An 11903-nucleotide genomic window follows, 5' to 3' on the forward strand; every position below is an offset into this window, starting at 1 on the left:
GGAGGGGCGGCGCGGACCGCGCCGCGCCGCCGGCCTCAGTACGCCTTGACGCGCTGCTCCACGATCAGGTGGATGAGCGCGAAGCGGCCCTCCTCCTGCACGGCCTTCAGGGCGGCCTCGACGGCCGCGGGCACGTCCGCGTCCCGCTCCACGCGCACGCCGAACCCGCCGAACGCCTGCGCCATCTGCGCGAAGTCCGGGTTCTTCAGCTGCGTGCCGGAGATGCGCTCGGGGTACTGCTTCTCCTGGTGGGTGCGGATGGTGCCGTACTCCTGGTTGTCCATGACGATCACGAGGGGCGTGGCGCCGTACTGCGCGGCGGTCGCCAGCTCCTGGCCGTTCATGAGGAACTCGCCGTCGCCGGCGATGGTCACCACGGTGCGGTCCGGGAAGTTCAGGGACGCGGCCACGGCGCCCGGCACCGAGTAGCCCATGGAGCCGTTGCGGGCCGAGATCATGGCGCGGTAGCCCTCGGTCGGGAAGTACCGGTGCGCCCAGTTGGTGTGCTCACCCGCGCCGAGGGAGACCATCGAGTCCTTCGGCAGCTTCGGCACCAGGTTGGCCATGAGCGTGGCCATCCTCGCCTGACCCTCGGACGGCTCGGCCGGGGGCAGGGCCGCGAACTTCTCCTGCTCGCCGCGCATGCGGGCGGTCCACTCCTCCCACTCCGGCTTGACCTCGAGCTCCATGCGGACGAGGTCGCGGACGAACACGTCCGGCTTCGCGACGATCTGGTGGGACACGGGACCGGAGCGGCCGCGCAGCGAGGGGTCGATGGTGACGAGGAAGTTCTTCTTGTCCCAGTTCTGGCGGATCGTGAAGCCGTTGGTCACGACGTCGCCGGGCACGGTGCCCACGAAGACGATGAGGTCGGTCTCCTCGAGCAGGTCGTAGGTGGGCTTGGGGCGGCCGTAGCCGATGGGCCCCACGTAGGAGGGCGAGGAGAACGGCACGGTGCCCTCGGTGCGCCACTCGGCGGCGGCCGGGATCTTGTGGTCCTCGAGCCACTGGGTGAGCTGCTGGGCGCCCTCGTCCGTGAAGTCGTTGCCGCCGGTGATGAACAGGGGCTTCTTCGACTCCTTCAGCGCCGCGTGCAGGGACTTCCAGTCCTCCACCGGCATGCCGCCCGGGGCCACGGGGATCTGCGGGTGCACGTGATCCTCGACCTCGACGCGGATGACGTCCTCCGGCAGGCCGACGACGACGGGCCCAGGGCGCCCGGAGGACGCGGCGAACATCGCCTCGGCCACGATCTCGGAGGCGCGCTCGGGGTGGTCCAGGACCATGACGCGCTTGGCGCCGCTGCCGAACCAGGCGTGCGGGTCGAACTCCTGGAAGGCCTCGCGGTCTCGGTGCTCGAACGGGATGAGGCCCACGAACAGCACCATGGCGGTGGAGTCCTGCCACGCGGTGTGCAGACCGACGTGGGCGTTCGCGGCGCCGGGACCGCGGGTCACCATGGCGACGCCGGGCACCTCGTTCATCTTGCCCTCGGCCTCGGCCATGTAGGTGGCCCCGCCCTCGTGGCGGCACACCACGTTCTCGATCCCCGAGTCGTGCAGGCCGTCGAGGACGTCGAGGTAGGACTCACCGGGCACGGTGAACACGCGCTTCACGCCGTGCGACTCCAGGGTCTTCACGATCACGTGGCCGGCGCTCAGTCGCTCGGCGGCCTCGGGGTTCTGCGTCATGGGGGCTCCTGTCGGCGTGCTCCGGGAGCGCCCTCGCACCCCGGTCGGTCCGGCCCCGGCACTGGGATCGAGGGGCCTGCGGTCACAGTAGTTGACGACGCGCGGGCCGGGGAGGCGTGCCACGCGGTGTGACGTGGCACTCCCCCGTACAGTTGGCCCATGCTCTCCGCCCGCACCCTCACCCTGCTCTCCTCGATCGCCGCGTTCCTCAACACCGCGCCCGGCCCGCGAGGCGGTGCCGAGCAGCCCGAACGCCTGACCGCCGGCGCCCAGCTCGTTGACCTCGTCCCGGCCCTGCAGGAGGGCGACGCCCGCCTGCGCGTGGCCGCGGCCGCCGTCGTGCGCGCGAAGGACCTGCGCGAGCGCCTCACCTCCGCCTGGGCGCTGGCCGCCACAAACGAGGCCGCCGCCACCGAGGGCGTCAACGAGCTGCTGGCCACGGTCGGCCCCCTGCGCCTCGTGGCCGGGGAGGAGGCCGTGGACTTCGCGCCCGCGGACACCCCGTCCGACGCCGTCGAGCGCCTCACCGCGCTGGCCGCCCTCGCGATGGCCGAGGCCGCCGTCGACGGCGAGCTCTCCCGCCTGCGCGTGTGCGCGGGCGAGGACTGCGAGAACGCGCTCGTGGACGCCAGCCGCAACCGCTCCAAGCGCTTCTGCGACGCCGCCAACTGCGCCAACCGCACGCACGTGCGCAGCTACCGCGCGCGCCTGGCCGAGGAGACGGCGGAGACCCCGGCGCCCGAGGCGGGCGGGAAGGCGGAGCCCGTGAAGGAGGACGCCCCGGTCGAAGAGCCCGTGAAGGCCGAGGAGGGCAAGGCCGAGAAGAAGGCGGCCAAGGAGGCCGAGAAGAAGGCCCGCAAGAAGGCGGAGAAGAAGGCGGCCAAGGAGGCCGAGAAGGCCGCCAAGAAGGACAAGAAGGCGAAGAAGGACACGGAGAAGTCCGACGACTGACGCCCGTCTGAACTCCCGGTGACGGGGCGCGCGGCCCCTTCTGCGCGGCGCGGGTCGCCCCTACGCTGGCGCCCATGAGCGACCAGCGCGACCCGGCCCCCTCCCCCGCCCCGTCCCCGTGGGCGGTCAGCGACCCCGGCGTCCCCGCCCACCGCAAGGTCGGCGTGGTGGGAGCCGGCGGCGTCGGGACGGCGATCGCGTACGCCACCCTGATCCGCGGCGTGGCCCGCGAGGTCGCGCTCTACGACATCGACGAGCCCAAGGTGCGCGCCGAGGTCCTCGACCTCGCCCATGGCACGCCCTTCACCTCCGCGGACGCGATGACCGGCGGGGCGGACCCCGCGGTGCTGGCGGAGGCGGAGATCGTGGTGGTCACGGCCGGCGCGAAGCAGAAGCCGGGCCAGACCCGCCTGGACCTGGCCGAGCGCAACGTGGCGATCCTGCACGACCTGCTCCCCCGGGTGCAGGCCGCGGCGCCGGACGCGCTCATCGTGCTGGTGACCAACCCCGTGGACGTCCTCACCCTCGTGGCGCAGCGGATCACGGGGCTGCCCGCCGGACGGGTGATCGGCTCCGGCACCCTCCTGGACACCTCACGCCTGCGCTGGCTGCTGGCGGGTCGGGCGGGGGTGCACACGTCGTCGGTGCACGCGTCCATCCTGGGCGAGCACGGGGACACGGAGTTCCCGGCGTGGAGCTCCGCGCGGATCGGGCCGATGCCCATCCTCGAGTGGCCCGACGCCGCCGCGCCGCTCTTCTCGCTCGCGGACCTGGACGCCATCGCCCACACCGTCACGAACGCGGCCTACGAGGTGATCCAGGGCAAGGGCGCCACCACCTACGCGGTGGGCGTCGCGACGACGCGCCTGCTCGAGGCGGTCCTGCGGGACCAGCACGCCATCCTGCCGGTCTCCACGGTGCTCGACGGCCCCCACGGGCTGCACGACGTCGCGCTCTCGCTGCCGGCCGTCGTCGGGCGGGCGGGGGTGGAGCGGGTCATCCCGCTCGAACTGGACGCGGCCGAGACCGCGAAGCTGCAGGCCTCGGCCGCCGCGCTGCGGGCGACGGCGGCGCGGTTCGGCTTCTGAGGGGCGGTCCGGCTTGTGAGGCGCGGGCGGGGGTCCTCCAGCCGGCGAGCTCAGCCCTGCGGCCCACGCTCCTTGGCGGCGCGCTCGGCGGCCGCCTTGGCGCGGCGCTCGGCGGCCGCCTTGCGGAAGGTCTCCTCGGAGGAGAGGTTCACGCCGGAGCCATGGGAGAGGCGCGGCGGATTCTCGCGGGTGGAGAGCTGCAGCATGGCGACCACCACGAGCGAGGTCATGAAGAACACGCCGAAGGCGATGAGGCCGATGTCCACGCGCAGCGGGTTCGAAGTGCCCCCCGAGGCGGTGAGGGCGGCGATGACGCCGCCGACGAGGCCGAGCACGGCGGAGAAGATCAGCGGGCCCTTGACCGTGGTGCGCAGCCCGCCGCGTGCCGGACGGCCGGCACCGGTGCCGGCGCGGTCGTGGGACGGACGGGGGGACGGTGCGCTCACGGTGCGCCTCCTACGGGCTCGGGTGGCGTGCGCGCGGGCGCACGGGGGTGACGGCGACGTCGGCCCGGGCGGGATCCTCCCCGCGGGCACGACGACGGGCCGCCCTCAGTCTACGCCGGGTGGCCGAGCCGGCTCAGAGGCCGCGGGCGCTACCGCGATCCCGGCGCACCTCGTGGTGGAAGCCGAGTCCGGAGATGAGCAGGAGGACGCCGATGATGATGGCGCCGCCGCCCACGATGCCGAGCTGGCCGTGGGGGTTGAGCCCCTGAAGGGCGCCGACCGCGAGGCCCAGACCGGAGAGCAGGCCCACGGCGCCCGTCCAGAGCTGGTCCCGGGCGGGGATGAACTCCCGGCGGTGCCGGGCCCACGCCACGAGCTCGGCCGCGCCGCCGGCCACGAGTGCGACCGCGACGGTGACGCCGATGGCCGAGGGAGAGCCCAGGAAGAGCATGACGATGGTCCCCAGCATCCACGCCGCGGCGGCGAGGGAGAGCGGGGAGCGCATGGCCACGGGCACGGGTTCGCGGCGCAGATACTCCCACATCGCGGAGCCGGAGAACACCAGGTAGAGCGCGAAGGCCACCTTCATCCAGGTGACGCCGGGGTTCGGCACGAACACGGTGGACAGGCCGAACACGAGCGCGACGACGGCGCGGACGAGGATCGGCTTGAACACCACGGAGGAGATCTCGAGGGGGGTGGTCACGGCAGGCACCGCATCAGTCTAGGCGCGGTCGTCCCGGGGGCGCGGGGACGGGGCGTGAGGAGGGGGCGCGGGCGACCGTGCCGCTGTCGGGGCTCAGCCCGTCCCGAGCCTCATCCACGCGCCGCCCCGGGCGCGCAGGCCCAGGGTGAGCGCGCGCATGCCGAGGTACACGACGCCGAAGCCGACCCACAGCGCCACGACCCGCGTGCCGGCGTCGGGGGCGGAGAGCAGGGGTCCGGAGCGGGCCAGGAGCCACAGCACGGGGGCGTAGACGGCGAGGTTCACCAGCCCCGCGAGCGCGAGGTAGCGCGCGTCCCCGGCGCCGATGAGCACGCCGTCCAGGACGAACACGAACCCGGCGAGCGGCTGCGTGATCGCGAGGACCCAGAGGCCGGCGGTCGCGGCGGCCTGGACCGCGGGGTCGGCGGTGAAGAGGGAGGGCAGCCACGGCGCGACGGCGGCCAGCGCCACGCCGGTGAGCAGGCCGAAGCCCAGCGACCAGCGGACCATGACCGCGGTGAGGCGGCGGGCGGCGTCGGGACGGGAGGCGCCGAGCTCCGCGCCGATGAGGGACTGCGCCGCGATGGCCAGGGCGTCGAGGGCGAACGCGAGCGTGGAGAACAGCGTGAAGACGAGCTGGTGCGCGGCGAGCACGGTCTCCCCCGCGCCGGTGGCCGCGACCACGGTCAGCAGGATCGCGGCGCGCAGGCTGGCGGTGCGCAGCAGCAGCCACGAGCCGACCTGCGCCGTGGCCCGCATGCCGGCCGCCGTCGGGAGCCAGCCGGTGCCGGCTCGCCGGAAGCGGGGCGCGAGCACCACGAGGTAGGCGGCGAGCATGGCCCACTGGACGATCGAGGTGCCGAGCGCGGAGCCGGCGACGCCCATGCCCGCCCCGTAGACGAGGGCGAGGTTGAGGCCGATGTTCGCGGCGAACCCCACCCCGGCGACGACGAGCGGGGTCACCGTGTCCTGCAGTCCCCGCAGGACACCGGTGGCGGCCAGGACCGCCAGGAGCGCGGGCAGTCCGGGCATGGACCAGCGCAGGTAGGCGACGGCGTGGGCCTGCACCTCGCCTGTGGCGCCGAGCGCTCCGGTCAGGGCGGGGGCGGCGGCCCAGCCGAGCACCCCGAGGACCGCGCCGAGCAGGAGGCCGAGCCCGACGCCGTCGCGGCCGCGGGACATGGCCGAGGCGAGGTCCCCCGCCCCGACCAGGCGGGCGACGGCGGGTGTGGTGGCGTAGGCGAGGAAGATGAGCAGCCCGGCGGCGGTGTGCAGGACGGTGGTGCCGATGCCCGCGCCCGCGAGCTGCGCCGTGCCGAGGTGTCCGACGATCGCGGTGTCCGCGAGGAGGAACAGCGGCTCCGCGATGAGCGCGCCGAACGCGGGGACCGCCAGCGCGAGGATGCGGCGGGCGAGGGGGCGGGAATCCCTCATCCGACGAGCGCGGTGAGGAACGGCAGGAACGCGGTGGGCGCCACGGGCTGGGGGACCTCGGGCAGGAGGGGGGCCACGAGGTAGAGCATGGCGATCGCGATGCCGTTGTTGGTCATGTGCAGGAGCACCGCGTACCCGAACGACTTCCCCATGAGGATGTAGGACACCGTGATGGCGACCGCGAGGGTCACGTACGGGATGGTCTCCACGAGGTCGAAGTCCCCGCCCGTGCCGAGGAAGTGCAGCAGCGTGAACGCCAGGATGGACACCACGGCGCACACCCACACGTTCACGTAGCGCGACAGCTTGCCCACCAGCAGGTGGCGGAAGAGGTACTCCTCCACGAGCGGGGCGGCGACCACCGTCATCAGGACCATGAGCAGCGGCGGGGCCTGCGTGGTCATCTCCTCGAGGGCGGCCTGGTTGGCGCTGGTCTGGGCCTGGCCGAGCAGGCTAAGGACCAGCACGTTCACGACGATGCACGCGAACCAGGTGGCCGGCAGCAGCAGGATCTTCCACCACGTGCCCGTGCGGAACACGCGCAGCGAGGTGACGAGCGGGCGCCACGCGACGGCGACCACGAGCAGGACGAGAACGGCGTAGCTGAGCAGGTTCACCCGGAAGGCGTCCAGGACCTGGAAGTCCTCCTGGTTGGCCGGGACGAGGTCCAGCGCGATGGCCGCGAAGAGGCCGAGCCCCAGGATCATGAGCGCCCCGTAGGCGAGCACCACCGCGAGATCGCCCCAGTGGAAGCGGCCGGGGGTCCAGTCGGGGGTGGTCCGGGCCGCGGGGGCGGGGCGGCCGGGCCAGCCTGAGGGCGGCCAGCCGGCGGGCGGGGCGGGGGGAAGGCTCATGGCGGCCACGCTACCAACGGGGGCGGACGCGGGGACGGATACCCGAGCGGCCACCGGAGCGCACGCAGCCCCGGCCGACGGGGACCGGTGGGCGGCCGGTTGGCGGGGGGCGAGGCGGAGGGTCTACGGTGCACGTCATGGCCCTGTTCTCCCAGCCGGTGTTCATCAACCTCCCCACGACGGACGTGGAGCGCATCCGCGACTTCTGGACGTCCCTCGGCGCGACCGCGATGGACGACTACTCCGACGAGTACTCCGTGTGCATCGAGCTCACCGAGTCCACGTACGCGATGTACCTGAGCCCCGGCTACTACACGGACTTCATCGGCGACCGCGAGATCGCCGACTGCATGACCACCAACGCGGCCCTGATGGCGCTCACCGTGGGCGACGCCGCCGCCGTCGACGCCCTGGCCGACCGCGCGGTGGAGGCCGGCGCCGAAGAGGTCCCGCTCCCCGCGGACCTGCGCGACGAGATGGCCGGCTCCGGCATGCACTCCCGCGAGATCGTGGACCCGGACGGCCACCAGTGGGAGTTCATCACCGCCTGAGCGGGGCACGTTCACGACGACGACACGCACCGCTCGCCCGCACGTCACCCGGGACGCGGGACGCCGTCACCCACGGCTCCTAGCCTGACGCGGCCGACAGCCGTCGGCGCCGTCAGCCCGGCCCCGCCCTCCCCGGCGCGGCCACCGGATCCAGGAGCACCCCCATGCGCACTTCGCACCGCACGCTCGCCCTGCTCGCCGCCGTGAGCCTCGCCTCCGGCGCAGCCGCCCCCGCCCAGGCCGCCTCCGACCACGGCACCGGAACCGGAACCGGCAAGCCCGCCCACTCCGCCACCGCCACCGCCAAGCACGCCTTCGAATTCGGCGTCATCGGCGACGTCCCCTACGGCCAGGCCCAGGTCGACCGCTTTCCCGAGATGATCGACGAGCTCTCCGCCCAGAGCGACGAGCTCGAGTTCCTCGCCCACGTGGGCGACGTGAAGGCCGGCTCCGCCGTCTGCTCGGACGAGTACTTCCAGATGATCCGCGGCGAGTTCGACCGCCTGACCCTCCCGCTGGTCTTCACCCCCGGCGACAACGACTGGGTGGACTGCCACCGTGCCAACAACGGCGCCTACAACCCGCTCGAGCGCCTCGACTCCGTCCGGGACATCTTCTTCCCCGTCGCCGACCGCACCCTCGGCGTCCCCATGAAGGTGGACTCCCAGGACGAGCTGGGCCTGCCGGAGAACCTGCGCTTCCGCGAGCAGCGCGTGGAGTTCGTCGCCATCGACGTGCAGGGCTCCCACAACTCCACCGACCCGTGGGCCGGTCTCGGCCTGACCGTCCCCACCCCCGAGCAGCTCGCCGAGGTCGCCCACCGCGACGCCGCGAACATCGCCCAGGTCAGCGAGGCCTTCGACGACGCCCGCCGCACGAACGCCCGCGGCGTCGTGATCTTCACCCAGGCGGACATGTTCGAGCCCCGCCTCGCCGCCGCCGGCATCACCGAGACGGACGTGGCCGCGTTCCGCCCGATCGTCGGCGCCATCGCCGAGCAGGCCCGCGCCTTCGACGGCCCGGTCTACCTGATCAACGGCGACTCGCACCGCTACAACGCCGACGCGCCCCTCGCAGCCGGCTCCCCCTGGGTCGACGCCTACGGCGTGGGCGCCGTCGAGAACCTGCAGCGCGTCACCGTCGAGGGCGACGCCACCTCCAACGAGTGGACCCGCTTCACCGTCGCGCCGAACAGCGCCGGCAAGGGCAAGAACGCCGCGCAGGAGCTGCTCACCTGGGAGCGCGTGCCCTACACCTTCTGAGGTCTGAAGAACGTCTGAGGCCCCGCCGTCAGAACCACGACGGCGGGGCCTCGCCTCGTCCACGTCCGCACCGGCTGTTCTGGGCCATCTTCCCCTACAGCCCTCAGGATTCTGGGCGAACATCCCGCCCAGAATCGAGTTGTGGGCGTGTCCCACCCGCAGACACGCCCAAAAACCCGAGCGGGACCGAGCCAGCCCGAGCCGACCCGAGCGGGACCGAGCCAGCCCCCCGCTCACGCCCCGAGGCGGCCCGTCAGCCGGCCGTGCATGTCGGCGCTGGCCTGGTTCAGCCCCCGCACCTTCACCTGCACCCCGTGCCGCGCGTACTTGGTCTGCACCGCGTCGAGGGCCGCCACCGTGGAGGCGTCCCACACGTGGGCCTCGCTCAGGTCCACCACCACCCGCGCGGGGTCGAGCGCGTACTGGAACTGCGAGTACAGGTCGTCCGAGGAGGCGAAGAACAGCGCACCTCGCACGCGGTAGACGGCGGTGGCGCCGTCGTCGTCGAGCTCCCGCTCCACCGTGACGAGGCGCGAGACGCGCTGCGCGAAGAGCACGAGCGCGGTGAGCACGCCCACGCCCACGCCGACCGCGAGGTTGTGGGTGGCCACGGTCGCGATGACGGTCACGAGCATGACCGCCGTCTCCGAGCGGGGCATGGCCCGCAGCGTGGAGGGGCGCACCGAATGCCAGTCGAAGGCGGAGGCGGCCACGAAGATCATCACGCCCACGAGCGCGGCCATGGGGATCTGCGCGACGACGTCGCCGAGCACCACCACGAGCAGCAGCAGGAAGACGCCCGCCAGGAACGTGGACAGGCGCGTGCGGGCGCCGTTGGCCTTCACGTTCATCATGGTCTGGCCCACCACGGCGCAGCCGCCCATGCCGCCGAACAGCCCCGAGACCACGTTGGCCACGCCCTGCCCCCAGGACTCGCGGGACTTGTCCGAGGGGGTGTCCGTGATGTCGTCCACGAGCTTGGCGGTGAGCAGGGACTCCAGCAGCCCCACGAACGCCACCCCGACGGCGAAGGGCAGGATCGCCTGCAGCGTCTCCCACGTGAGGGGCACGTGGGGAGGCGCGAACACCGGCGGGGCGTCGGGCAGGGCGCCGCGGTCGCCCACGCGGGGCACGTCCAGGGCGGCGGCCACGGCCAGCACCGTCACGACGACGATCGCCACGAGCGTGGACGGCACCGCGGTCGTGAGGCGGGGCAGGGCGAGCACCACCGCCAGCGAGAGCACCGCGAGCGGGTAGACGAGCCACGGCACGCCGATGAGCTCGGGCAGCTGGGACGTGAGCACCAGGATGGCCAGCGCGTTCACGAAGCCGACCATCACCGAGCGCGGCACGAACCGCATGAGCCGGGCCACCCCGAACACGCCCAGCAGGATCTGCAGGGCCCCGCCCAGGATGACGGCGGCGATCAGGTGGTCCACGTCGTGCGAGCGGGAGAGCGGGGCGACGACGAGCGCCACCGCGCCCGTGGCCGCCGAGACCATGGCCGGGCGCCCGCCCACGATCGCGATGGTCACCGCCATCGTGAACGAGGCGAACAGCCCCACGCGCGGGTCCACGCCCGCGATCACCGAGAACGCGATGGCCTCCGGGATGAGCGCCAGCGCCACCACGAGGCCCGCGAGGACCTCGGTGCGCAGCCAGCGCGGGGTGCGGAGCGTGCGCAGGACGGACTGGCGTTCCAGGGGCGTGGGCGCGCGGTCGGGCGCGGCCACGGAGGCGGAGGAGGGCATGCGTCGAGGGTAGCGGTGGTCGCTGGGGGTGATGCGGGTGACCAGGGCGCGCGTTGAGGCCACCCGACGGGCCTCATGCGGTGCGCATCACCCGCACGGGGTCCCGGAACGCGGCGAAGGCCGCCGGGAGCAGGCTCGCCACCACGGCGGTGAGGGCCGCCAGCACAGCCACGCCCACCACGAAGTCCATTCCCAGAGCACCTCCCTGCCCCACGACGACGGCGTAGCCCGTCCCCGCACCCACCACCGCCCCGAGCACCGCCGGCGCGGCGGTGCGGACCGCCACGAGCAGCACGAGGTCCGCGCGGCCGATGCCCAGGGTGCGGCGGCGGCCGAGGTCGCGGCGACGGATGAGCACGTCGGCGAGCACCACGATCGCCACGAAGAAGGCGCCCGCCCCGAGGATGAGCAGCAGCAGGGATCGGCCCAGTCCGGCCAGCTCCCCGGTGATCGTCTCGTTCCCGGCGGCCAGCGCCCGCGCGGTCTGCACCTGCGAGGAGCGAGGGTCGGGGTCGATCACGGCCAGGGCGGAGTCCTGCATGGCGCGGGTGCCGGCGGTGTCCGGGGCCAGGACGCGGACCTGCTGGACCACGAGGGAGGCCGGGGCGGCGGGCACGGCGAGCGCGTACCCGTCGAGGTCCTCGAACGGCGTGCGCGCCTCGAACGCGCCCACCACGGCCCACTGACGTCCGTCTCCGGACTCGAGCGCCCCGGAGGGCTGGGCCAGGCCCAGCTCGGCCAGCTTCGCCTCGGGCACCACCACCTCCCCGGGGCCCGGCAGGCGGCCGCGCGTGAGCTCGACGCCGCGGTCCAGGGTGCCCACCACGTGGGTCACCGCCACGCGCGTCCCGCCCGCACCGATCGCGGCGTTCACCGTGTCCACGGGCATGTCGCGGGCCAGGGCGGCCTCGGCGGCGTCGAGACCGGCGAGGGTGGTGACGGTGGCGCCGGTGAGGAAGCCGGTGCCGCCCGAGTCCGTGACGGTGAGCACGCGCGCCGCGGGCCCGGAGAGCTCCGCGGCGACGGCGGCCTCCGTGGCGGCCTGACGGCCCACCGTGGCGACGGCGGCGAAGCACATGGCGGCCACCACCAGCAGCACGAGAGCGGAGGGCACGGGCGAGGTGCGCGCGGCGGTGAGGGCCTCGCGCAGCAGGGTTCGCAGATTCATG

11 protein-coding genes are annotated in these 11903 nt (G+C 73.7%); 4 read left to right on the plus strand and 7 right to left on the minus strand.

Translation table 11 applies throughout. From position 1 onward, the window contains the following. Positions 1–35 precede the first annotated feature (35 nt). On the minus strand, positions 36–1691 hold the full coding sequence (locus AAG742_RS11240; RefSeq protein ID WP_248115726.1) for a thiamine pyrophosphate-dependent enzyme: 1656 nt from the start codon (positions 1689–1691) through the stop codon (positions 36–38). A 159-nt stretch (positions 1692–1850) separates the two neighbouring features. Between AAG742_RS11240 and AAG742_RS11245 the strand changes: the two genes are divergently transcribed. Next, positions 1851–2642: a CGNR zinc finger domain-containing protein gene (locus AAG742_RS11245; protein ID WP_298710128.1), complete on the plus strand. Its 792-nt coding sequence runs from the start codon at positions 1851–1853 to the stop codon at positions 2640–2642. A gap of 74 nt (positions 2643–2716) precedes the next feature. Further along, a complete protein-coding gene (locus tag AAG742_RS11250; RefSeq protein ID WP_248115728.1) occupies positions 2717–3730 on the plus strand; it encodes an L-lactate dehydrogenase in 1014 nt (337 codons plus the stop codon). Between the two features lie 50 nt (positions 3731–3780). Here the strand turns inward: AAG742_RS11250 and AAG742_RS11255 are convergent, their stop codons facing one another. From AAG742_RS11255 to AAG742_RS11270, 4 genes are all read right to left on the minus strand, one after another. After that, positions 3781–4176, minus strand: a complete 396-nt coding sequence (locus AAG742_RS11255; RefSeq protein ID WP_248115729.1) for a hypothetical protein — start codon at positions 4174–4176, stop codon at positions 3781–3783. Positions 4177–4309: 133 nt separating this feature from the next. After that, positions 4310–4891 carry a hypothetical protein gene (locus tag AAG742_RS11260; RefSeq protein WP_248115730.1) on the minus strand — a complete coding sequence of 194 codons (582 nt, stop codon included), beginning with the start codon at positions 4889–4891 and terminating at the stop codon, positions 4310–4312. 84 nt (positions 4892–4975) lie between these two features. Then, positions 4976–6316 (minus strand): MATE family efflux transporter, encoded by a 1341-nt coding sequence (locus tag AAG742_RS11265; protein ID WP_248115731.1) that lies wholly within the window; start codon positions 6314–6316, stop codon positions 4976–4978. Then, positions 6313–7170 carry a type II CAAX endopeptidase family protein gene (locus AAG742_RS11270; RefSeq protein WP_248115732.1) on the minus strand — a complete coding sequence of 286 codons (858 nt, stop codon included), beginning with the start codon at positions 7168–7170 and terminating at the stop codon, positions 6313–6315. The genes AAG742_RS11265 and AAG742_RS11270 overlap by 4 nt, the downstream gene beginning before the upstream one ends. Before the next feature lie 137 nt (positions 7171–7307). Here AAG742_RS11270 and AAG742_RS11275 point away from each other — a divergent pair, with 137 nt between their 5' ends. Continuing rightward, positions 7308–7721, plus strand: a complete 414-nt coding sequence (locus AAG742_RS11275; RefSeq protein WP_248115733.1) for a VOC family protein — start codon at positions 7308–7310, stop codon at positions 7719–7721. Between the two features lie 164 nt (positions 7722–7885). Beyond that, positions 7886–8983 carry a hypothetical protein gene (locus AAG742_RS11280; protein WP_343282153.1) on the plus strand — a complete coding sequence of 366 codons (1098 nt, stop codon included), beginning with the start codon at positions 7886–7888 and terminating at the stop codon, positions 8981–8983. 233 nt (positions 8984–9216) lie between these two features. Here the strand turns inward: AAG742_RS11280 and AAG742_RS11285 are convergent, their stop codons facing one another. Continuing rightward, positions 9217–10734: a SulP family inorganic anion transporter gene (locus tag AAG742_RS11285; protein WP_248115735.1), complete on the minus strand. Its 1518-nt coding sequence runs from the start codon at positions 10732–10734 to the stop codon at positions 9217–9219. A 73-nt stretch (positions 10735–10807) separates the two neighbouring features. After that, positions 10808–11902, minus strand: coding sequence for a permease (locus AAG742_RS11290; protein WP_298710124.1), 1095 nt, complete (start codon positions 11900–11902; stop codon positions 10808–10810). Position 11903: the final 1 nt, after the last annotated feature.

Source organism: Micrococcus sp. 2A (genome assembly GCF_039519235.1).
In the GTDB taxonomy this organism is placed as follows: Bacteria; Actinomycetota; Actinomycetes; order Actinomycetales; family Micrococcaceae; genus Micrococcus.